Genomic DNA, 21,589 nt, shown 5'->3' on the forward strand with positions numbered 1-21,589 from the left:
CCCACGTTCCGCGCCCCGGAGCACGGCACCGCTTCCGGTCCCCCCTCGCTGTCGGTGCCCGCCAGTAGGGTGGGAGACATGGCAGACCCCTCCAGCTACCGCCCCAAGCCGGGTCAGATCCCCGACTCCCCGGGGGTCTACAGATTCCGCGACGAGCACCGCCGGGTGATCTACGTCGGCAAGGCCAAGAACCTCCGCCAGCGCCTGGCCAACTACTTCCAGGACCTGGCCTCCCTCCACCCGCGCACGCGCACCATGGTGACCACGGCCGCCTCCGTGGAGTGGACGGTCGTCTCCACGGAGGTCGAGGCACTCCAGCTGGAGTACTCCTGGATCAAGGAGTACGACCCCCGGTTCAACGTCAAGTACCGCGACGACAAGAGCTATCCGTACCTCGCGGTCACGCTCGACGAGGAGTTCCCGCGCGTCCAGGTCATGCGCGGGGCCAAGAAGAAGGGCGTGCGCTACTTCGGCCCGTACGGACACGCCTGGGCGATCCGCGAGACGGTCGACCTGATGCTGAGGGTCTTCCCGGTGCGCACGTGCTCCGCCGGGGTCTTCAAGAACGCCGCCCGGACGGGCCGCCCCTGCCTCCTCGGCTACATCGGCAAGTGCTCGGCCCCCTGCGTCGGCCGCGTCACCCCCGAGGAACACCGCGCCCTGGCCGAGGACTTCTGCGACTTCATGGCCGGCCGCACCGGCTCGTACATCCGCCGTCTGGAGAAGGACATGATGGCGGCCGCCGAGGAGATGGAGTACGAGCGGGCGGCCCGGCTCCGCGACGACGTGGAGGCCCTCAAGCGGGCCCTGGAGAAGAGCGCCGTCGTCCTCGCCGACGCCACCGACGCCGACCTGATCGCGCTCGCCGAGGACGAGCTGGAAGCCGCCGTCCAGATCTTCCACGTACGCGGCGGCCGGGTGCGCGGCCAGCGCGGCTGGGTCACCGACCGGGTCGAGAACGTCGGCACCCAGGGCCTGGTCGAGCACGCCCTGCAGCAGCTCTACGGGGAGGAGACCGGCGACGCCGTGCCCAAGGAGGTCCTCGTCCCGGCCCTGCCCGAGGACCCGGACGCGGTCTCCCAGTGGCTCGCGGACCGCCGCGGCTCCCAGGTCAGCCTGCGCGTCCCGCAGCGCGGCGACAAGAAGGACCTGATGGCGACGGTCCAGCGCAACGCCCAGCAGGCCCTGGTGCTGCACAAGACCAAGCGCGCCTCCGACCTGACCACCCGCTCCCGCGCCCTGGAGGAGATCGCCGAGGCACTCGGCCTCGACACCGCCCCGCTGCGCATCGAGTGCTACGACATCTCGCACCTCCAGGGCGACGACGTGGTCGCCTCCATGGTCGTCTTCGAGGACGGCCTGGCCCGCAAGAGCGAGTACCGCCGCTTCCAGATCAAGGGCTTCGAGGGGCAGGACGACGTCCGGTCGATGCACGAGGTGATCGGCCGCCGCTTCCGCAGGTACCTCCAGGACAAGGAGCGCGACGGGGAATGGGAGGAGACCCCCGCAGCGGCCGGGACTTCCGCACCGGCCGGGACCCCCGCACCGGCCGGGACCCCGGTGGACGCCGCTGACGTACCCGGCCCCGCCGCGGTGGGCACCGAGCCGCGCGAGGACGATGGACGCCCCAAGCGCTTCGCCTACCCGCCCCAGCTCGTCGTGGTCGACGGCGGGCAGCCCCAGGTGGCCGCGGCCCGGCGCGCTCTCGACGAGCTGGGCATCGACGACATCGCCGTCTGCGGCCTCGCCAAGCGCCTCGAAGAGGTCTGGCTGCCCGATGACGACGACCCCGTCGTCCTGCCCCGCTCCAGCGAGGGCCTCTATCTCCTCCAGCGCGTCCGTGACGAAGCCCACCGCTTCGCGATCACGTACCAGCGCGCCAAACGGGCCAAACGCATCCGTTCCAGCCCCCTGGACGCGATCTCCGGCCTCGGTGAAACCCGGAAACAGGCGTTGATCAAGCATTTCGGCTCCGTGAAGAAGCTGAAGCAGGCGACAATCGACGAGATCTGCGAGGTTCCGGGGATAGGCCGCAGGACGGCGGAATCAGTGGCCGTCGCCCTCGCCTCGACCGCCCCGGCCGCGCCCGCCGTGAACACGGCGACAGGAGAGATCATTGAAGAGGACGACGGGGGCACCACATCATGACCGAGCGTGAGCACGAGCACCGAGCCGCACGCGAGCAAGCAGTCGAGCACAACGGCACCGACCGAACAGACGGAGCACCACACGTGAGTACGGGCAGCACGATCGAGACCGGCGACGGGAATGCGGCCATTCCCGAGCTGGTGATCATCTCGGGGATGTCGGGCGCCGGCCGCAGCACCGCGGCCAAATGCCTGGAGGACCTCGGCTGGTTCGTCGTCGACAACCTGCCGCCCGCCCTGATCCCCACCATGGTCGAGCTCGGCGCCCGCTCGCAGGGCAACGTGGCACGGATCGCCGTCGTCGTCGACGTCCGGGGGCGCCGCTTCTTCGACAACCTCCGCGAGTCCCTCGCCGACCTGGAGGCCAAGCACGTAACCCGGCGCATCGTCTTCCTGGAGTCCTCCGACGACGCCCTGGTCCGCCGCTTCGAATCGGTCCGCCGCCCGCACCCCCTCCAGGGCGACGGCCGGATCGTCGACGGCATCGCCGCCGAGCGCGACCTGCTGCGCGAGCTGCGCGGCGACGCCGACCTGGTGATCGACACCTCCAGCCTCAACGTCCACGAGCTGCGCGCCAAGATGGACGCCCAGTTCGCCGGGGACCAGGAGCCGGAGCTGCGCGCCACGGTGATGTCCTTCGGCTTCAAGTACGGCCTTCCGGTCGACGCCGACCTGGTGGTCGACTGCCGCTTCCTGCCCAACCCGCACTGGGTCCCCGAGCTGCGCCCCTTCACTGGGCTCAACGAGGAGGTCTCCGCCTATGTCTTCGACCAGCCGGGCGCCAAGGAGTTCCTGAACCAGTACACCGAGCTGCTCCAGCTCATCGCCGCCGGATACCGGCGCGAGGGCAAGCGCTACGTGACGATCGCCGTCGGCTGCACGGGCGGCAAGCACCGCTCGGTCGCCATGTCCGAGAAGCTGGCCGCCCGGCTCGCGACCGAAGGCATCGAGACCGTCCTCGTCCACCGGGACATGGGGCGCGAGTGACCAGCCGCAATCTGCGCCTGCGGCGGCTGCGCCGGGCCACCTCCGCGCTCGCCGGCCGCAAGCGCGGCGCCCAGCCCAAGGTCGTCGCCCTCGGCGGCGGCCACGGGCTGTCCGCGTCGCTCACCTCGCTCCGCCGGATCACCGGTGACCTCACCGCCGTGGTCACCGTCGCCGACGACGGCGGCTCCAGCGGCCGCCTCCGCGAGGAGCTGGGTGTGCTGCCCCCCGGGGACCTGCGCAAGGCGCTGGCCGCCCTGTGCGGCGACGACGAGTGGGGCCAGACCTGGGCACAGGTCATCCAGCACCGCTTCCAGTCCCGGGGTGATCTCCACGAGCACGCGGTCGGCAATCTGCTGATCGTCGCCCTGTGGGAGCAGCTCGGCGATCACGTCCAGGCACTCGACCTGGTCGGCAAGCTGCTCGGCGCGCACGGCCGGGTGCTGCCGATGTCCGCCGTGCCGCTGGAGCTGCAGGCGCTGGTCCGCGGGCACGATCCGGCCCGCCCCGACGACGTGGACACCGTGTGCGGCCAGGCCACCGTGGCGCTCACCCCCGGTGAGGTGCAGTCCGTCCATGTCGTCCCGCACGACCCGCCCGCCGTCCCCGAGGCCGTGGCGGCGGTCCTGGACGCCGACTGGGTGGTGCTCGGTCCGGGGTCCTGGTTCTCCTCGGTGATCCCGCACCTGCTCGTCCCCGAACTGCTCGACGCGCTCATCGAGACCAAGGCCCGCAAGGTCCTCTCGCTCAACCTCGCTCCGCAACCGGGTGAAACTGATGGCTTCTCCCCGCAGCGTCATTTGGAGGTTTTGGGACGACACGCCCCTAAACTCGCCCTGGACGTGGTGCTGGCCGACGAAGCCGCCGTGCCCGACCGTGAGTCCCTCGCCGACGCCGCCAAGCGGCTCGGTGCCGCGGTCGAGCTGGCGCCGGTGGCCTCACCCGACGGCGTTCCGATTCATGATCCGGAGCTGTTGGCCGCCGCGTACGACCGTATTTTTCGGATGCATGGAAGGATCGGCCCATGGCGATGACGCAGGCGGTGAAGAGCGAAATCTCTCGGCTTCCTGTCACCAGGACCTGCTGCAGAAAAGCGGAGGTCTCGGCGATTCTTCGGTTCGCGGGTGGACTGCACCTGGTGAGCGGCCGGATCGTGATCGAGGCGGAGCTGGACACCTCGATGGCGGCACGCCGCCTCAAGCGGGACATCCTGGAGATCTTCGGGCACAGCTCCGAGCTGATCGTGATGGCTCCGGGCGGGCTGCGGCGCAGCTCCCGCTACGTCGTGCGCGTCGTGGCGGGCGGCGACCAGCTGGCCCGGCAGACCGGGCTGGTGGACGGCCGCGGCCGGCCCATCCGCGGGCTGCCCCCGCAGGTGGTGTCGGGGGCCACCTGCGACGCCGAGGCGGCCTGGCGCGGGGCGTTCCTGGCGCACGGCTCGCTCACCGAGCCGGGCCGTTCCTCCTCGCTGGAGGTGACCTGCCCCGGCCCGGAGGCGGCGCTCGCGCTGGTCGGCGCGGCCCGGCGGCTCTCCATCGCGGCCAAGGCCCGCGAGGTGCGCGGAGTGGACCGTGTCGTGGTCCGCGACGGGGACGCGATCGGCGCCCTGCTCACCCGGCTGGGCGCCCATGACTCGGTGCTGGCCTGGGAGGAGCGGCGGATGCGCCGCGAGGTCCGCGCCACGGCCAACCGCCTGGCCAACTTCGACGACGCCAACCTGCGCCGTTCGGCACGGGCCGCGGTCGCCGCCGGTGCCCGGGTGGGGCGCGCCCTGGAGATCCTCGGCGAGGAGGTGCCCGAGCACCTCGCGGCGGCCGGCCGTCTGCGCATGGAGCACAAGCAGGCCTCCCTGGAGGAACTGGGCGCGCTCGCCGACCCGCCGCTGACCAAGGACGCGGTCGCGGGCCGGATCCGCCGACTGCTGGCGATGGCCGACAAGCGGGCCCAGGACCTGGGTATCCCGGGCACCGAATCCACCCTCAGCGAGGAGCTCGCGGACGGCCTGGTGAGCTGATCCGAGGGGGCGGCGCGACCGGCCGTACGCCGGGCGCGCAGGGCCTCCGCAGAAGCTGACGCTGCGTAATGACCGCTGCGTGTGCGGCCGAACGACAAGGGGCCCGTACTCCTACCGAGGAGTACGGGCCTTCGTCGTTCCGACGGCCCCGCTCGATGTCACCCCGGGAGCCTCGGAGAGGTAGGGTCGGAGGCGGTCGGGGACATCTCATACAGTTCGCCGGGGTGTAAATCCCGCGTATTCAACGAGGAGATCGGTTCGTGACGATCCGCGTAGGCATCAACGGCTTCGGTCGCATCGGCCGCAACTACTTCCGCGCGTTGCTGGAGCAGGGTGCGGACATCGAGATCGTGGCTGTCAACGACCTGGGTGACACCGCGACCACCGCCCACCTGCTGAAGTACGACACGATCCTCGGCCGCCTCAAGGCAGAGGTCAGCCACACCGCCGACACCATCACCGTCGATGGTCACACGATCAAGGTCCTCTCCGAGCGCGACCCGGCCGACATCCCGTGGGGTGAGCTGGGAGTCGACATCGTCGTCGAGTCGACCGGCATCTTCACGAAGAAGGCCGACGCCGAGAAGCACCTGGCCGGCGGCGCCAAGAAGGTCCTCATCTCGGCCCCGGCCAAGGGCGAGGACATCACCATCGTCATGGGCGTCAACCAGGACCAGTACGACGCGGCCGCCCACCACGTCATCTCCAACGCCTCCTGCACGACCAACTGCGTCGCGCCGATGGCCAAGGTTCTCGACGAGAACTTCGGCATCGCCAAGGGCCTGATGACGACGGTCCACGCGTACACGAACGACCAGCGGATCCTGGACTTCCCGCACTCCGACCTGCGTCGCGCCCGGGCCGCGGCGGCCAACATCATCCCCACCACCACCGGTGCCGCCAAGGCCACCGCTCTGGTGCTCCCGCAGCTGAAGGGCAAGCTGGACGGCATCGCCATGCGCGTCCCGGTCCCGACCGGTTCGGCCACCGACCTGGTCGTCGAGCTGGAGCGCGAGGTCACCAGGGACGAGGTCAACGCCGCGTTCAAGAAGGCCTCGGAGGACGGCGACCTCAAGGGCATCCTGTTCTACACCGAGGACCCGATCGTGTCGTCGGACATCGTCAGCGACCCGGCGTCCTGCACCTTCGACTCGTCGCTGACCATGGTTCAGGACGGCACGTCGGTGAAGGTCCTCGGCTGGTACGACAATGAGTGGGGCTACTCCAACCGTCTCGTCGACCTGACCGTCTTCGTCGGCAGCCGGCTCTGACCGTCGAACCGGCAGGTACCTCGATGTGAGCACGGGGCTCGAACAGCGCAACGTCGCGCCGTTCGAGCCCCGTGGCATGCCCTCCCGCTCTCCAAGGAGTCCAGCAAGATGAAGACGATCGACGAACTGATCGCCGAAGGGGTCACCGGCAAGCGCGTGTTCGTGCGTGCCGACCTCAACGTGCCGCTGAGCGGCACCACCATCACCGACGACGGCCGCATCCGCGCCGTCGCACCGACCGTGAAGAAGCTGGTCGCGGCCGGTGCGCGCGTCGTCGTCGCCTCGCACCTGGGCCGCCCCAAGGGTGCCCCGGACCCGGCCTTCTCGCTGGCGCCCGCAGCCGCCCGGCTCGGTGAACTCATCGGTGCCGAGGTCGCGTTCGCGACCGACACGGTCGGCGATTCGGCCCGCGCCACGGTCGCCGCGCTGGGCGAAGGCCAGGTCGCCGTCCTGGAGAACCTGCGCTTCAACCCCGGCGAGACCGCCAAGGACGACGCCGAGCGCGGCGCGTTCGCCGACCGGCTCGCCGAACTCGCCGACCTGTACGTGGGCGACGGCTTCGGTGCGGTGCACCGCAAGCACGCCTCGGTCTTCGACCTCCCGGCCCGGCTGCCGCACGCCGCCGGTGACCTGATCGCCACCGAGGTCGGCGTCCTGAAGAAGCTCACCGAGAACGTCGAGCGCCCCTACGCCGTGGTGCTCGGCGGCTCCAAGGTCTCCGACAAGCTCGGTGTCATCGACCACCTGCTGGAGCGCGCCGACCGCATCCTGATCGGCGGCGGCATGGCGTACACCTTCCTCAAGGCCCAGGGCCACGAGGTCGGCAGTTCGCTCCTCCAGGAGGACCAGATCCCGGCGGTGCTGGAGTACCTCAAGCGCGCCGAGGACCGGGGCGTGGAGTTCGTGCTCCCCGTCGACGTCGTGGTCTCCGAGACGTTCCCGGACCTCAAGGCCAAGACCCCCACCGAGCACCGCACGGTGGCCGCCGACGCCATGCCGGCCGGTTTCATCGGCCTGGACAACGGCCCGGAGACCAACAAGCTGTACGCCTCGAAGCTCGCCGACGCCGCCACCGTCTTCTGGAACGGCCCCATGGGCGTCTTCGAGCACCCCGACTACGCCCAGGGCACCCGGGCCGTCGCCCAGGCCCTCGTCGACTCGCCTGGCTTCAGCGTGGTCGGCGGTGGCGACTCCGCCGCCGCCGTCCGCACCCTGGGCTTCGACGAGAACGCATTCGGACACATCTCGACCGGTGGCGGTGCCAGCCTCGAATACCTCGAGGGCAAGACGCTCCCCGGCCTCGCCGCACTGGAGGACTGACCTTTCATGACTGCTACTGCCCATGGCCGGACCCCGCTGATGGCGGGCAACTGGAAGATGAACCTCAACCACCTGGAGGCCATCGCCCACACCCAGAAGCTCGGCTTCGCGCTGACCGACAAGGACTACGACGCCGTCGAGGTCGCCGTCCTGGTGCCCTTCACCGACCTGCGTTCCGTGCAGACCCTGGTCGAGGGCGACAAGCTGAAGATCAAGTTCGGCGCCCAGGACATCTCGGCGCACGACTCCGGCGCGTACACCGGTGAGGTGTCCGGCCCGATGCTCGCCAAGCTCCGCTGTGCCTACGTCGCGGTCGGCCACAGCGAGCGCCGCCAGTACCACGGCGAGAGCGACGAGCTCTGCAACGCCAAGGTGAAGGCCGCGTTCAAGCACGGCCTGACCCCGATCCTCTGCGTCGGCGAGGGACTGGACGTCCGCAAGGCCGGTGACCAGGTCTCCTACACCCTCGCCCAGCTCGACGGCGGCCTGAAGGACGTACCGGCCGAGCAGGCCGCGTCCGTCGTGATCGCGTACGAGCCGGTCTGGGCCATCGGCACCGGCGAGGTCGCCACCCCCGAGGACGCCCAGGAGGTCTGCGGAGCGATCCGCGGCCGGCTGGCCGAGCTGTACTCGCAGGAGCTGGCCGACGGCGTCCGTATCCAGTACGGCGGCTCGGTGAAGTCCGGCAACGTCGCTGCGATCATGGCGCAGCCCGATGTGGACGGCGCGCTGGTCGGCGGTGCCGCACTGGACGCCGACGAGTTCGTCAAGATCGTCCGCTTCCGCGACCAGTGAGTATGCGGTAGCGCCGATCCGTCGTACCCTTGCGGGGGCCGTGGAGGGAGCAGCCTTCCGGCCCCCGCCGTTCGCACATGCAGTCCAGAGGAATTCCGGAAAGTAGGGACCAGCCGTGATTTTGGCGTTCGAGATCGCCCTGATCGTCTTCAGCCTGCTGCTGATGCTGCTGGTGCTGATGCACAAGGGCAAGGGCGGCGGCCTCTCCGACATGTTCGGTGGCGGCATGCAGTCGTCCGTCGGCGGTTCCTCGGTTGCCGAGCGGAACCTCGACCGGATCACTGTGGTTGTCGCTCTGGCCTGGTTCGCGTGCATCGTCGCGCTCGGTCTGCTGATCAAGCTGGACAGCTGACCCGCCGTAAGCGATTCCCGGTGATGGTGTAACTCCTTTCACTGGACGCGCGTTGGGCCTTACGTAGACTGGTGCACCTTCGAGCACCATCACGCAGGGAGTTACGACCGTGGCAAGTGGCAACGCGATCCGGGGAAGCCGGGTCGGAGCGGGGCCGATGGGGGAGGCCGAGCGCGGCGAGTCCGCGCCGCGCCTCCGCATCTCCTTCTGGTGCTCGAACGGGCACGAGACCCAGCCGAGCTTCGCCAGCGACGCGCAGGTACCGGAGACCTGGGACTGCCCGCGCTGCGGCTTCCCGGCCGGTCAGGACCGGGACAGCCCGCCGGACCCGCCGCGCACCGAGCCGTACAAGACGCACCTCGCGTACGTACGGGAGCGGCGCAGCGACGCCGACGGCGAGGCGATCCTCGCCGAGGCCCTGGCAAAACTCCGGGGCGAGATCTAGAAGTTCACCGGCCGGGCACCCCCAGGGTGCCCGGCCGGGCTGCTTCTGCCGTGCCGGGGGCCGCCCTCGCGTCGTCGGAGCCTTCGATCAATTAGGTTGGGAGGTGCAGCGGGGCAACTGCAGGCACGAGAAGAATTGGGCTGATATCCGGGATGAACACACCAAGCCGAACCAGGCTCGACCAGACGCCCGAGTGGACCGCACTGGGCAAGCACCGTGAGCAGCTCGGCGGCACCCATCTGCGGGAGCTCTTCGCGGACGATCCGGAGCGCGGCACCGGATACACCCTCCGGGTCGGCGATCTGTACGTCGACTACTCCAAGCACCTGGTCACCGACGAGACCCTGCGGCTGCTGCGCGCGCTCGCCGCGGCCACCGACGTGGCCGGGCTGCGGGACGCCATGTTCCGCGGCGAGAAGATCAACACCACCGAGGACCGCGCCGTCCTGCACACCGCGCTGCGTGCCCCGCGCGACGCCGTGATCGAGGTCGACGGCGAGAACGTGGTGCCCGGCGTGCACGCCGTGCTCGACCGGATGGCCGAGTTCTCCGGCCGGATCAGGTCGGGGGCGTGGACCGGCCACACCGGCAGGCCCATCCGCAACGTCGTCAACATCGGCATCGGCGGCTCCGACCTCGGCCCCGCCATGGCGTACGAGGCGCTGCGCTCCTTCACGGACCGCGAGCTGACCTTCCGCTTCGTGTCGAACGTCGACGGCGCCGACCTCCACGAGGCGGTGCGCGACCTCGACCCGGCCGAGACGCTCTTCGTCATCGCCTCGAAGACCTTCACCACGATCGAGACGATCACCAACGCCACCTCCGCCCGGAGCTGGCTGCTGACCGGCCTGCGCGCGGGCCAGGAAGCGGTCGCCAAGCACTTCGTGGCACTGTCCACCAACGCGGACAAGGTCGCGGAGTTCGGCATCGACACCTCCCACATGTTCGAGTTCTGGGACTGGGTCGGCGGCCGCTACTCCTACGACTCGGCGATCGGGCTCTCCCTGATGATCGCCATCGGCCCGGACCGCTTCCGCGAGATGCTCGACGGCTTCCACCTCGTCGACGAGCACTTCCGCACCGCGCCGCCCGAGGAGAACGTCCCGCTGCTGATGGGCCTGTTGGGTGTCTGGTACGGGGCGTTCTTCGACGCCCAGTCGCATGCCGTGCTGCCCTACAGCCACTATCTGTCCAAGTTCACCGCGTACTTGCAGCAGCTCGACATGGAGTCCAACGGCAAGTCCGTGGACCGGGACGGCAATCCGGTCGGCTGGCAGACCGGCCCGGTCGTCTGGGGCACCCCCGGCACCAACGGCCAGCACGCCTACTACCAGCTGATCCACCAGGGCACCAAGGTCATCCCGGCCGACTTCATCGGCTTCGCCGAACCGGTCGCCGACCTGCTGCCCGGCCTGGTCGCCCAGCACGACCTGCTGATGGCCAACTTCTTCGCCCAGACCCAGGCGCTGGCCTTCGGCAAGACGCCGCAGGAGGTGCGCGCCGAGGGCGTCGCCGAGGAGCTGGTGCCGCACAAGACCTTCCGCGGCAACCACCCGACGACGACGGTCCTCGCCGACCGGCTGACCCCGTCCGTCCTCGGCCAGCTGATCGCACTGTACGAGCACAAGGTCTTCGTCCAGGGTGCCGTCTGGAACATCGACTCCTTCGACCAGTGGGGCGTCGAGCTCGGCAAGGTCCTCGCCAAGAAGATCGAGCCGGTGCTCACGGGCGAGCAGGAGGGCGAGCGGCTGGACAGCTCGACCGCCGCGCTGGTCCGCGCCTACCGGGCCCGCCGGGGCCGCTGAGCCGATGACCACGGGGGAGGGGACGGTGCGGCTGCGGCCGCCGAAGAACACGCTGGACCCGAGGGCCGTGCGGTGGTGGCGGACCCAATGGCTGCTGCTGACCGCCGCCCCGGTGGCGGTACTGGCCGTGCTGGGCCTGCTCATCGAGCCCGCCCGGTTCTGGCTGCTGCTGCCCGCCGCGGTCCTCGCGGCGGGCGGCGCCTGCTGCACCGTCCTCCTCCCCGCCTGGTGGTACCGCACCCACCGCTGGGAGGTCACCGAGGAGGCGGTGTACGTCAGGACCGGCCTCCTGTGGCAGGAGTGGCGAATCGCCCCGATGTCCCGCATCCAGACCGTGGACACCGTGCGCGGACCGCTCGAGCAGCTCTACCGGCTCGCCACGGTCACCGTCACCACCGCCTCGGCCAAGGGCGCGGTCCGCATCGAGGGCCTCGACCACACGACGGCGGCCGAGCTCGCCGAACGGCTGACCCGGATCACCCAGGACACCCCCGGGGACGCCACATGAGCCCCGGGGCGGCGGAGCCCGGTACATCCGCCGCCTGGCACCGGCTGGACCGGCGCACCGTCGTCGCCAGCGCGCTGGTGACGGCCGGGGTGGCGGCCGGGGCCGCCGTGCCCACCGTCCTCGGCCTGTCCGGGCGCCTGGGCCCGGGAGCCGCCGTCGCCTGGGTCGTCGCCGGAGCCGTCCTGCTGATCGGCTCCGCCGCGACGGGCGACTACATACGCTGGCGCCGCACCCGCTACCGCGTCGGCCCGGACCGCGTCGAGCTCCACACCGGACTTTTCCTGGTCAAGAAGCGCTCCCTGGCCCGCGAACGCATCCGCAGCGTCGACCTCACCGCCCATCCGCTGCAACGGGTGCTCGGCCTGGTCACCGTCCGCATCGGCACCGGCGAGCACTCCGGCCACGACTCCACCCTGGAGCTCGACCCGGTCACCCGCCCCGAGGCCGAACGGCTCCGCCGCGCCCTGCTGGAGCGTACGGCCGCCGGCACCCCCGGCCCGCACCGCGAGGGCCTGCTCGCCGCCCTCGACCCGCGCTGGATCCGCTACGCACCCGTCTCGTTCGTCGCCCCCGCGCTCGGCGGCGCGGCGGCCGGCGCCGTGATGCAGGTCAGCGACTGGTTCGGGGCACAGAGCCAGGTGATCCACTGGATCGGCGACCGCTTCCGGGACACCTCGATCACCGTCATGATCCTCTCCCTCGCCCTGGCCGCGACGGCCGCCGGAGTGGTCGGCGCGCTCGGCCTGTGGGTCGAGATGTGGTGGAACTACCGGCTGGAGCGCGAGCCCGGCGGCACCCTGCTTGTCCGGCGTGGACTGCTGACCTCCCGGTCCGTCTCCATCGAGGAGCGCCGGCTGCGCGGCGTCGACCTGGTGGAGCCGCTCGGCGTGCGGGCGTTCGGCGGGGCCCGGGTCGACGCGATCACCACCGGGCTCGCCAAGGACGAGGAGGAGCGGCACGGCGACCACAACACCCTGCTGCCCCCGGCGCCCCGCCCGGTCGCGGACGCGGTCGCCGCCGACGTACTGCGCGAGGCGGTGTCCCCGACCGGTGCCGCGCTGACCGCGCACCCCAAGGCTGCGCTCGGCCGCAGGCTGCGTCGGGCGCTGTGGGCCGTCGGCCTCCCGGTGGCCGTGCTGGCGGTGCTGGGCGCGGTGCTGACGCCGGTGCTGCTGCGGGTCGCGCTCGGCCTCGCCGTCGTGGGGCTGCCCGTCGGGGTGCTACTGGCCCGGGACGCGTACCGGGGCCTGGGGCATGCCGTCAGCGGCGGCTACCTGGTGGTGCGCTCGGGCACGGTACGGCGCTCGACCGCCGCGCTGGAGCGGTCCGGGATCATCGGCTGGACGGTCCGCCGGTCGTACTTCCAGCGGCGGGCCGGGGTGCTGAGCGTCACCGCGACCACGGCCGCCGGATCGGGGGCGTACACGGCGTACGACACGGACGCGAGCGAGGGCCTCGACTTCGCCGCCCGCGCCGTCCCCGGCCTGCTGGAACCCTTCCTGGAGCGCGTCCCGCCCACCCCGTGACGCCCACGGGCCCGGCCGCTCCGAGGAGCGAACCGGGCCCGTGGCCGAGCGAACCGGCCGGCGGTCAGGGGGACGCGGGCGGATAGAGCGCGCGCGGCAGCCGGGAGGCCGCCGCCGCGTCCATCAGCCACAGCGTGCGGCTGCGCCCGTACGCGCCGGCCGCCGGGGCCTGGATCTCCCCGGCACCCGAGAGCGCGATCTCCGCGGCCTCCGCCTTGTCCTCGCCCGCCGCGAGCAGCCACACCTCACGGGCCGCCCGGATCGCGGGCAGGGTGAGCGAGATGCGGGTGGGCGGGGGCTTGGGGGCGCCGTGCACACCGACGACGGTGCGTTCGGTCTCCCGTACCGCGGGCAGCTCCGGGAAGAGCGACGCGACATGGGTGTCCGGGCCGACGCCCAGCATCAGCACGTCGAACGTCGGCACCGGGCCGTGGTCCTCGGGACCGGCCGCCGCGGCCAGTTCCTCGGCGTACGCGGCCGCCGCGGCGTCGGCGTCGCTGCCCCAGGGGCCGTTCGAGGCGGGCATCGCGTGCACCCGGGAGGCGTCCAGCGGCACGGAGTCCAGCAGGGCCTCGCGGGCCTGCGTGACATTGCGCTCCGGATCGCCCTCCGGCAGGAAGCGCTCGTCACCCCACCACAGCTCCAGCCGCGACCAGTCGACCGCGTCCCGGGCGGGCGCGGCGGCGAGCGCGGCCAGCAGGCCGTTGCCGTTGCGCCCGCCGGTGAGGACCACCGAGGCGTGGCCGCGGGCGGCCTGGGCGTCCACGATCCGGGTGATCAGCCGGGCCGCGGCCGCCTGGGCCATCAGCTCCTTGTCGCGGTGCACGACGAGCTGCGGGGCACTCACTTGGACGCCGCCTTCTTGGCCGGTGCCTTCTTCGCGGCGGCCGGGGCGGGAGCCGCCGCGGCCCCGGCCGGCTCGGGCTCCGGCCGGCCGCCGAGCTTGGCCACGCCGAACTTCACCGTCGCCGCGTAGGTGTTGTCCGGGTCGAGCCGGCGCAGCTCCTCGGCGAGCAGCTCCGCGGTGTCCCGCCGCTTGAGAGCCACCGCGCGGTCCGGCTGGCCCTGCATCGAGAGCGTCGCCAGCGAACCGTCCGGGCGGTCCAGGACGATGACGCCGTTCTTGGTCTCCATCCGTACGGCCGTCAGACCGGGACCGGCGGAGACGGTGCGCTCCACCGGCACCTTGAGACGGTCCGCGAGCCACATGGCGAGCAGCTCGCAGCTGGGGTTCTCCGACTCGCCCTCGACCGTCGCCGAGACGACCTCGACATGCTGCTGGTCGAGCGCGGCGGCCAGCATCGAACGCCACGGCGTGATGCGGGTCCAGGCCAGATCGGTGTCGCCCGGGTTGTACGTGTCGGCGCGGGCCGACAGCTCGCTGCCCGGGTCCTCCGCCGCGTACGCGTCGGTGATCCGGCGCTGGGCGAGCGCGCCCAGCGGGTCCTTCGCCGGGTCGGCGGGCGCGCCCTGCGGCCACCAGACCACGACCGGGGCGTCCGGCAGCAGCAGCGGCAGGACCACCGACTGGGCGTGGTTGACCAGCTCGCCGTGGAGACGCAGGACGACCGTCTCGCCGGTGCCCGCGTCGGAACCGACCCGCACCTCGGCGTCGAGCCGGGCGTCCCGGCGGCTGCGCGGCGAACGGCTGACCCGCTTGATCACCGCGATGATCCGCGAGGGGTGCTCGCGCGAGGCGTCACCGGCCGACTTGAGCGCGTCGTACGCGTTCTCCTCGTCGGTGACGACGACCAGGGTGAGCACCATGCCGATGGCCGGGGTGCCGATGGCCCGGCGGGCCGCGACCAGTGCCTGGTTGATCTTGCTGGAGGTGGTCTCCGTGAGATCGATCTTCATGGCCGGCGCCAGCTCCGTCCGTCTCGTGCGAGCATCTCGTCGGCCTCGGCCGGACCCCAGGTGCCCGCCGAGTACTGGGCGGGCTTGCCGTGCTTGTCCCAGTACTCCTCGATCGGGTCGAGGATGTTCCAGGAGAGTTCGACCTCCTGGTGCCGGGGGAAGAGGTTGGCGTCGCCGAGCAGCACATCGAGGATGAGCCGCTCGTAGGCCTCCGGGCTGGACTCCGTGAAGGACTCGCCGTACGCGAAGTCCATCGTGACGTCCCGCACCTCCATCGAGGTGCCGGGCACCTTGGAGCCGAACCGTACGGTCACGCCCTCGTCCGGCTGCACCCGGATGACCAGGGCGTTGCCGCCCAGCTCCTCGGTGGCACCGGATTCGAAGGGCAGGTACGGGGCCCGCTTGAAGACGACCGCGATCTCCGTGACCCGGCGGCCGAGCCGCTTTCCGGTACGGAGGTAGAACGGAACGTCCGCCCAGCGGCGGTTGTTGATCGTCAGCTTGATCGCGGCGTAGGTGTCGGTCTTCGACTTGGGGTCGATGCCGTCCTCTTCCAGGTAGCCGAGGACCTCCTCGCCGCCCTGCCAGGCGTGCGCGTACTGCGCGCGCACCGTGTGCTTGCCCAGGTCCTCCGGCAGCTCGACGGCCGTGAGCACCTTCAGCTTCTCGGCGACCAGGGCCTTCGGGTGGAAGGAGCCGGGCTCCTCCATCGCGGTCAGCGCCAGCAGCTGGAGCAGGTGGTTCTGGATGACGTCACGGGCGGCGCCGATGCCGTCGTAGTAGCCGGCCCGGCCGCCGATGCCGATGTCCTCGGCCATCGTGATCTGGACGTGGTCGACGTACGACCTGTTCCAGATCGGCTCGAACATCGTGTTGGCGAAGCGCAGCGCCAGGATGTTCTGGACCGTCTCCTTGCCCAGGTAGTGGTCGATGCGGAAGACCTCGTTGGGCGGGAACACGTCGTGCACGATCCGGTTGAGCTCCTGCGCGCTCTTCAGGTCGTGGCCGAAGGGCTTCTCGATGACGGCACGCCGCCAGGAGCCCTCCTTCTGGTCGGCGAGCCCGTGCTTCTTGAGCTGCTGGACGACCTTGGGGAAGAACTTCGGCGGCACGGACAGGTAGAAGGCGAAGTTGCCCCCCGTCCCCTGCGCCTTGTCCAGCTCCTGGATCGTGCTCTTCAGCTGCTCGAAGGCCTCGTCGTCGTCGAAGTTGCCCTGGACGAAGCGCATCCCCTGGATGAGCTGCTGCCAGACCTCCTCGCGGAACGGCGTACGGGCGTGCTGCTTGACGGCGTCGTGGACCTCCTGCGCGAAGTCCTCGTCCTGCCACTCGCGGCGGGCGAAACCGATCAGCGAGAAGCCCGGCGGCAGCAGGCCGCGGTTGGCCAGGTCGTACACGGCCGGCATCAGTTTCTTGCGGGACAGGTCGCCCGTGACGCCGAAGATCACCAGGCCCGACGGCCCCGCGATGCGCGGGAGCCGTCGGTCCTGGGGGTCACGAAGCGGATTGGCTCCGGGAACACCAGACAAGGGGGTCAGCCCTCCGAAGGAGCGAGGCGCTTGAGTTCCGCCTCGGTCGAGTTGAGCAGGTCGATCCAGGCCGCCTCGAACTTCTCGACGCCCTCGTCCTCCAGGAGCTGGACGACGTCGTCGTACGAGATGCCGAGCTCCGCCACCGCGTCGAGCTCGGCGCGGGACTGCGCGTAGCCGCCGGTGATGGTGTCGCCGGTGACCTGACCGTGGTCGGCGGTGGCCTCCAGGGTGGCCTCGGGCATGGTGTTGACCGTGCCGGGGGCGACCAGGTCGACCACGTACAGGGTGTCCTTGTACGCGGGGTCCTTGACGCCGGTCGAGGCCCACAGCGGGCGCTGCTTGTTGGCGTGCGCCTTGTCGAGCGCGGCCCAGCGGTCCGAGGAGAAGACCTCCTCGTACGCCTGGTAGGCGAGCCGGGCGTTGGCGAGGGCCGCCTTGCCCTTGAGGGCCTTGGCCCCGTCGGTGCCGACGGCGTCGAGCCGCTTGTCGATCTCGGTGTCCACCCGGGACACGAAGAAGGAGGCCACCGAGTGGATCCGGGACAGGTCCAGGCCCGCGGCCTTCGCCTTCTCCAGGCCGGCCAGGTAGGCGTCCATGACCTCGCGGTAGCGCTCCAGCGAGAAGATCAGCGTGACGTTGACGCTGATGCCCCTGCCGATGACCTCGGTGATCGCCGGGAGACCGGCCTTGGTCGCCGGGATCTTGATGAGCGTGTTGGGCCGGTCCACCAGCCAGGCCAGCTGCTTGGCCTCGGCGACGGTGGCGGCGGTGTTGTGGGCCAGCCGCGGGTCGACCTCGATGGAGACCCGGCCGTCCTGGCCGTCGGTGGCGTCGAAGACGGGGCGCAGGATGTCGGCCGCGTCCCGCACGTCCGACGTGGTGATCATGCGGATCGCCTCGTCGACGGTGACCTTGCGGGTGGCGAGGTCGGTGAGCTGCTGCTCGTACCCGTCGCCCGAGGAGATCGCCTTCTGGAAGATCGACGGGTTGGTGGTGACGCCCACGACGTGCTGCTGGTCGATCAGCTCGGCGAGGTTGCCGGAGGTGATCCGCTTGCGCGACAGGTCATCGAGCCAGATCGCCACGCCCTCGTCGGAGAGGCGCTTGAGTGCGTCTGTCATGAGAAATGCATCTCCTACTAGTCGTATAACGGCGTCAGCGCGTGGCTGCCGCGAGAGATTCCCGCGCCGCGGCGGCGACGTGCTCGCCCGTGAAGCCGAACTCGCGGAAGAGGACCTTGGCGTCGGCCGACGCGCCGAAGTGCTCCAGCGAGACGATCCGGCCCGCGTCACCGACATAGCGGTACCAGGTCAGGCCGATGCCCGCCTCCACCGCCACGCGCGCCTTCACCGAGGGCGGCAGCACGCTGTCCTTGTACGCCTGGTCCTGCTCCTCGAACCACTCGACCGACGGCATCGAGACCACCCGGGTCGGGATGCCGGCCGCCTGGAGCTCCTCGCGCGCCTCGACAGCGAGCTGCACCTCGGAGCCCGTACCGATCAGCAGGACCTGCGGCGCCGCGCTCTGCCCGTCGGGCCGTTCGGCATCGAAGAGCACGTAACCGCCCTTGGCCGCGTCCTCGTTCGCCGGGTACGTCGGCACGCCCTGGCGGGTCAGCGCCAGACCGTGCGGGGCGCCCTTGCCGAACACCTTGGTGTAGCGGCGCAGGATCTCCCGCCACGCGATGGTGGTCTCGTTGGCGTCGGCCGGACGGACGATGTTCAGGCCCGGGATGGCGCGCAGCGCGGCCAGGTGCTCGACCGGCTGGTGGGTCGGGCCGTCCTCGCCGAGACCGATCGAGTCGTGCGTCCACACGTACGTCACCGGCAGGTGCATCAGCGCGGACAGCCGCACCGCGTTGCGCATGTAGTCGGAGAACACCAGGAAGGTGCCGCCGTAGATACGGGTGTTGCCGTGCAGCGCGATGCCGTTCATGGCCGCGGCCATGGCGTGCTCGCGGATGCCGAAGTGGATCGTGCGGCCGTACGGGTCCGCGCCCGGCAGCGGGTTGCCCGCCGGGAGGAACGACGACGTCTTGTCGATCGTGGTGTTGTTCGAGCCCGCGAGGTCGGCGGAGCCGCCCCACAGCTCGGGGATGATCCCGCCGAGCGCCTGGAGCACCTTGCCGGAGGCGGCCCGGGTGGCGACGCCCTTGCCCGGCTCGAAGATCGGCAGCCGGTCCTCCCAGCCCGCGGGCAGCTCACCGGCGGAGATCCGGTCGAATTCGGCGGCGCGCCCGGGGTTGGCGGTGCGCCAGGCGGCGAAGCCCTTCTCCCACTCGGTCCGCGCCTCGCGGCCGCGGTCCAGCGCCTCACGGGTGTGGGCGATGACCTCGTCGGCGACCTCGAAGGTCTTCTCCGGGTCGAAGCCGAGGACCCGCTTGGTGGCGGCGACCTCCTCGTCGCCCAGCGCCGAGCCGTGCGCGGCCTCGGTGTTCTGGGCGCTCGGGGCGGGCCAGGCGATGATCGAGCGGGCCGCGATGAACGACGGACGCTCCGTCTCGGCCTTGGCCGCCTGGAGCGCCGCGTACAGACCCGCCGGGTCCAGGTCGCCGCTGGGCAGCTGCTCCACGCGCTGGACGTGCCAGCCGTAGGCCTCGTACCGCTTGAGGGTGTCCTCGGAGACCGCGGTCTCGGTGTCGCCCTCGATGGAGATGTGGTTGTCGTCCCAGAGCAGCACCAGGTTGCCGAGCTTCTGGTGCCCGGCGAGCGAGGACGCCTCGGCGGAGATGCCCTCCTGGAGGCAGCCGTCACCGGCGACGACCCAGATCATGTGGTCGAAGGGGGAGGTGCCGGGCGCGGCGTCCGGGTCGAACAGACCGCGCTCGTAACGGGAGGCCATCGCCATGCCCACCGCGTTGGCGACACCCTGGCCCAGCGGGCCGGTGGTCGTCTCGACGCCGGTGGTGTGGCCGTACTCGGGGTGGCCCGGGGTCTTCGAACCCCAGGTACGGAAGGCCTTGAGGTCGTCCAGCTCCAGGCCGTACCCGGCGAGGTAGAGCTGGATGTACAGGGTCAGGCTGCTGTGGCCCGCCGAGAGCACGAACCGGTCCCGTCCGGCCCAGTCGGCGTCGGCGGGGTCGTGACGCATCACCTTCTGGAAGAGGGTGTACGCGGCGGGAGCGAGGCTCATGGCCGTACCGGGGTGACCGTTCCCGACCTTCTGTACGGCGTCCGCGGCGAGGACACGCACGGTGTCCACGGCCCGCTGGTCCAATTCGGTCCACTGGAGATCTGTGGTGATCGGCTTGGTGCTCACCCTGAGTCAGGGCTCCTCTCCACTGTCGTAAACCGGTGACTGAGACCGCACCGGGCGTCGTCGAGCCTACCCTCGTCGGAACAAGCATTTTCCGCTGCTTTCCAGGGTGCGGGCGGCCTGCCGAGTTCGCCTCCCGGATGAGCACGGGCCGTCACTTTCGAGCCCTCGCGGCGGGTCGCGCGGCCCGCGTCGGGGCGCCGCCCCAACACGACCCACCCCCGCGAAGAACGGCGTGTCCCCAACGTCTACAGTGGTCTGGTTCGCGCAAGTCTTTACTGGGCTCTCACGCCCGGAGCTTGCTGGATTTCTCTGTCAGGGGTGTGCGTGACGGCCGTCGAGTCCCGACCCGCAGGGGTCGCCTTGACTCCCAGCCCAGGGGGCCATCGCCCGTTCGGGGCCCGTGTCAAGGCTTTCGTGGCGCTGACCAAGCCGCGGATCATCGAGCTGCTGCTGATCACCACGGTCCCGGTGATGTTCCTCGCCGCCCAGGGCGTGCCCGACCTCTGGCTCGTTCTCGCCACCACCCTCGGCGGATACCTCTCGGCCGGCGGCGCCAACGCGCTGAACATGTACATCGACCGCGACATCGACGCGCTGATGGACCGCACCTCGCAGCGCCCGCTGGTCACCGGCGTGGTCAGCCCGCGCGAGTGCCTGGCCTTCGGCATCTCCCTCGCGGTGATCTCCACGGCCTGGTTCGGCGTGCTGGTCAACTGGCTGTCGGCCTGGCTGTCGCTCGGCGCGCTGCTCTTCTACGTCGTGGTGTACACGATGCTGCTGAAGCGCCGGACCGCGCAGAACATCGTCTGGGGCGGTATCGCGGGCTGCATGCCGGTCCTCATCGGCTGGTCCGCGGTGACGAACTCGATGTCCTGGGCCGCGGTCATCCTCTTCGCCGTCATCTTCTTCTGGACGCCGCCGCACTACTGGCCGCTGTCCATGAAGGTGAAGGAGGACTACGCCCGGGTCGGCGTCCCGATGCTGCCGGTGATCGCCTCCAACAAGGTGGTGGCCCGCCAGATCGTCATCTACAGCTGGGTGATGGTGGCCGTGTCGCTGCTTCTCACTCCGCTGGGCTACACCGGGTGGTTCTACACCGCGGTGGCGCTGGCGACCGGCGGCTTCTGGCTCTGGGAGGCACACGGCCTGCAGAACCGTGCCAAGGCCGGGGTGAGCGGGGCCAAGCTCAAGGAGATGCGGCTGTTCCACTGGTCCATCACCTATGTCTCGCTGCTCTTCGTCGCCGTGGCGGTCGACCCCTTCCTGAGGTAGTCCGCTCCTCGATCCCTGCCGATGGGCGGGGTACGTGGCCCAGCCCACGTACCCCGCCCATCGCGCGTTCCGCTACCCGTCGGTAGCATCCTGAGCATGGCTGAGACGGCGAAGACCCAGGTGGAGAGCGGCAAGCAGGCGGCCCGCGCGGAGCGCAGGGCGGCGAAGCTCGCCAAGGAGATCGGCGCCTTCGCCAAGGCGCACGGCGGAGCGGAGGGGCAGCTCGCCTACATCGGGCAGATGGGCACCCGCATCGTGCTCGTGGGCGAGGACGGCGGCTGGGGCGATCTGGTCGCCCCGTCGTACGCGATTGCCGAGAGCGCCACGGAGAAGGCCGGCATCACCATGCACGAGTCCTTCGACGGCGAGTTCGCGGCGAAGGTCCGCACCGGCCCGTACGAGTGGACGCGGATGGCCGGCATCCAGGTCGGCGGCCCCGCCAACCCGGCCTGACACGCGCTTGCCCCGAAACGCCGATCGCCGGACGGTTCCCGTGAGGGAAC

The 21,589-nt window shown here is 70.8% G+C and carries 19 protein-coding genes; 14 read left to right on the forward strand and 5 right to left on the reverse strand.

Translation table 11 applies throughout. From position 1 onward, the window contains the following. Positions 1-78: 78 nt before the first annotated feature. From uvrC to ACFCV8_RS27120, 12 genes are all read left to right on the forward strand, one after another. Positions 79-2,148 (forward strand): excinuclease ABC subunit UvrC, encoded by a 2,070-nt coding sequence (gene uvrC / locus ACFCV8_RS27065; RefSeq protein WP_376688064.1) that lies wholly within the window; start codon positions 79-81, stop codon positions 2,146-2,148. Beyond that, on the forward strand, positions 2,145-3,134 hold the full coding sequence (rapZ, locus tag ACFCV8_RS27070) for an RNase adapter RapZ (RefSeq protein ID WP_376688065.1): 990 nt from the start codon (positions 2,145-2,147) through the stop codon (positions 3,132-3,134). Before uvrC ends, rapZ begins: the two co-directional genes overlap by 4 nt. Next, positions 3,131-4,165, forward strand: coding sequence for a uridine diphosphate-N-acetylglucosamine-binding protein YvcK (gene yvcK, locus ACFCV8_RS27075; RefSeq protein ID WP_376688066.1), 1,035 nt, complete (start codon positions 3,131-3,133; stop codon positions 4,163-4,165). The genes rapZ and yvcK overlap by 4 nt, the downstream gene beginning before the upstream one ends. Further along, a complete protein-coding gene (gene whiA, locus ACFCV8_RS27080; protein WP_352275030.1) occupies positions 4,156-5,145 on the forward strand; it encodes a DNA-binding protein WhiA in 990 nt (329 codons plus the stop codon). The genes yvcK and whiA overlap by 10 nt, the downstream gene beginning before the upstream one ends. 260 nt (positions 5,146-5,405) lie before the next feature. Beyond that, complete coding sequence (gene gap, locus ACFCV8_RS27085; protein WP_376688067.1) at positions 5,406-6,416, forward strand: type I glyceraldehyde-3-phosphate dehydrogenase; 1,011 nt, start codon at positions 5,406-5,408, stop codon at positions 6,414-6,416. A 108-nt stretch (positions 6,417-6,524) separates the two neighbouring features. Then, positions 6,525-7,736 (forward strand): phosphoglycerate kinase, encoded by a 1,212-nt coding sequence (locus ACFCV8_RS27090; protein WP_376688068.1) that lies wholly within the window; start codon positions 6,525-6,527, stop codon positions 7,734-7,736. A gap of 6 nt (positions 7,737-7,742) precedes the next feature. Then, on the forward strand, positions 7,743-8,531 hold the full coding sequence (tpiA, locus tag ACFCV8_RS27095) for a triose-phosphate isomerase (RefSeq protein WP_376688069.1): 789 nt from the start codon (positions 7,743-7,745) through the stop codon (positions 8,529-8,531). 115 nt (positions 8,532-8,646) lie between these two features. Further along, positions 8,647-8,883: a preprotein translocase subunit SecG gene (gene secG, locus ACFCV8_RS27100; RefSeq protein WP_376688070.1), complete on the forward strand. Its 237-nt coding sequence runs from the start codon at positions 8,647-8,649 to the stop codon at positions 8,881-8,883. 109 nt (positions 8,884-8,992) lie between these two features. Further along, on the forward strand, positions 8,993-9,328 hold the full coding sequence (locus ACFCV8_RS27105; protein WP_072483070.1) for an RNA polymerase-binding protein RbpA: 336 nt from the start codon (positions 8,993-8,995) through the stop codon (positions 9,326-9,328). 152 nt (positions 9,329-9,480) lie between these two features. After that, positions 9,481-11,133: a glucose-6-phosphate isomerase gene (gene pgi, locus ACFCV8_RS27110; RefSeq protein WP_376688071.1), complete on the forward strand. Its 1,653-nt coding sequence runs from the start codon at positions 9,481-9,483 to the stop codon at positions 11,131-11,133. A gap of 4 nt (positions 11,134-11,137) precedes the next feature. Continuing rightward, positions 11,138-11,641 carry a PH domain-containing protein gene (locus ACFCV8_RS27115; protein WP_376688072.1) on the forward strand — a complete coding sequence of 168 codons (504 nt, stop codon included), beginning with the start codon at positions 11,138-11,140 and terminating at the stop codon, positions 11,639-11,641. Beyond that, positions 11,638-13,167: a PH domain-containing protein gene (locus tag ACFCV8_RS27120; RefSeq protein ID WP_376688073.1), complete on the forward strand. Its 1,530-nt coding sequence runs from the start codon at positions 11,638-11,640 to the stop codon at positions 13,165-13,167. The genes ACFCV8_RS27115 and ACFCV8_RS27120 overlap by 4 nt, the downstream gene beginning before the upstream one ends. Before the next feature lie 64 nt (positions 13,168-13,231). On the opposite strand, the gene pgl is transcribed toward ACFCV8_RS27120, so the two are convergent. The 5 genes from pgl to tkt are packed head-to-tail and all read right to left on the reverse strand — an operon-like array spanning position 13,232 to position 19,814. Continuing rightward, positions 13,232-14,014, reverse strand: a complete 783-nt coding sequence (pgl, locus tag ACFCV8_RS27125; RefSeq protein ID WP_376688074.1) for a 6-phosphogluconolactonase — start codon at positions 14,012-14,014, stop codon at positions 13,232-13,234. After that, positions 14,011-15,024 (reverse strand): glucose-6-phosphate dehydrogenase assembly protein OpcA, encoded by a 1,014-nt coding sequence (gene opcA / locus ACFCV8_RS27130; RefSeq protein WP_376688075.1) that lies wholly within the window; start codon positions 15,022-15,024, stop codon positions 14,011-14,013. The genes pgl and opcA overlap by 4 nt, the downstream gene beginning before the upstream one ends. Continuing rightward, complete coding sequence (gene zwf / locus ACFCV8_RS27135; protein ID WP_376688076.1) at positions 15,021-16,553, reverse strand: glucose-6-phosphate dehydrogenase; 1,533 nt, start codon at positions 16,551-16,553, stop codon at positions 15,021-15,023. Before zwf ends, opcA begins: the two co-directional genes overlap by 4 nt. Before the next feature lie 5 nt (positions 16,554-16,558). Next, positions 16,559-17,677, reverse strand: a complete 1,119-nt coding sequence (gene tal / locus ACFCV8_RS27140) for a transaldolase (RefSeq protein WP_376688077.1) — start codon at positions 17,675-17,677, stop codon at positions 16,559-16,561. Between the two features lie 34 nt (positions 17,678-17,711). Then, a complete protein-coding gene (gene tkt, locus ACFCV8_RS27145; protein ID WP_376688078.1) occupies positions 17,712-19,814 on the reverse strand; it encodes a transketolase in 2,103 nt (700 codons plus the stop codon). A 318-nt stretch (positions 19,815-20,132) separates the two neighbouring features. Between tkt and ACFCV8_RS27150 the strand changes: the two genes are divergently transcribed. Further along, positions 20,133-21,086 (forward strand): heme o synthase, encoded by a 954-nt coding sequence (locus ACFCV8_RS27150; protein ID WP_376688079.1) that lies wholly within the window; start codon positions 20,133-20,135, stop codon positions 21,084-21,086. 96 nt (positions 21,087-21,182) lie between these two features. Further along, on the forward strand, positions 21,183-21,539 hold the full coding sequence (locus ACFCV8_RS27155; protein ID WP_376688080.1) for a hypothetical protein: 357 nt from the start codon (positions 21,183-21,185) through the stop codon (positions 21,537-21,539). The last annotated feature ends 50 nt before the right edge of the window (positions 21,540-21,589 follow it).

Source organism: Streptomyces sp. NPDC056347, from assembly GCF_042262625.1.
GTDB lineage: Bacteria > Actinomycetota > Actinomycetes > Streptomycetales > Streptomycetaceae > Streptomyces.

Excerpts from the sequence above, each read along its gene's own strand:
- rapZ (WP_376688065.1), top strand. The coding sequence starts at position 2,145 with ATGACCGAGCGTGAGCACGAGCACCGAGCCGCACGCGAGCAAGCAGTC.
- opcA (WP_376688075.1), bottom strand. The coding sequence starts at position 15,024 with ATGAAGATCGATCTCACGGAGACCACCTCCAGCAAGATCAACCAGGCA.
- tpiA (WP_376688069.1), top strand. The coding sequence starts at position 7,743 with ATGACTGCTACTGCCCATGGCCGGACCCCGCTGATGGCGGGCAACTGG.
- uvrC (WP_376688064.1), top strand. The coding sequence starts at position 79 with ATGGCAGACCCCTCCAGCTACCGCCCCAAGCCGGGTCAGATCCCCGAC.
- tal (WP_376688077.1), bottom strand. The coding sequence starts at position 17,677 with ATGACAGACGCACTCAAGCGCCTCTCCGACGAGGGCGTGGCGATCTGG.
- whiA (WP_352275030.1), top strand. The coding sequence starts at position 4,156 with ATGGCGATGACGCAGGCGGTGAAGAGCGAAATCTCTCGGCTTCCTGTC.
- ACFCV8_RS27120 (WP_376688073.1), top strand. The coding sequence starts at position 11,638 with ATGAGCCCCGGGGCGGCGGAGCCCGGTACATCCGCCGCCTGGCACCGG.
- ACFCV8_RS27090 (WP_376688068.1), top strand. The coding sequence starts at position 6,525 with ATGAAGACGATCGACGAACTGATCGCCGAAGGGGTCACCGGCAAGCGC.
- ACFCV8_RS27115 (WP_376688072.1), top strand. The coding sequence starts at position 11,138 with ATGACCACGGGGGAGGGGACGGTGCGGCTGCGGCCGCCGAAGAACACG.
- ACFCV8_RS27155 (WP_376688080.1), top strand. The coding sequence starts at position 21,183 with ATGGCTGAGACGGCGAAGACCCAGGTGGAGAGCGGCAAGCAGGCGGCC.
- pgi (WP_376688071.1), top strand. The coding sequence starts at position 9,481 with ATGAACACACCAAGCCGAACCAGGCTCGACCAGACGCCCGAGTGGACC.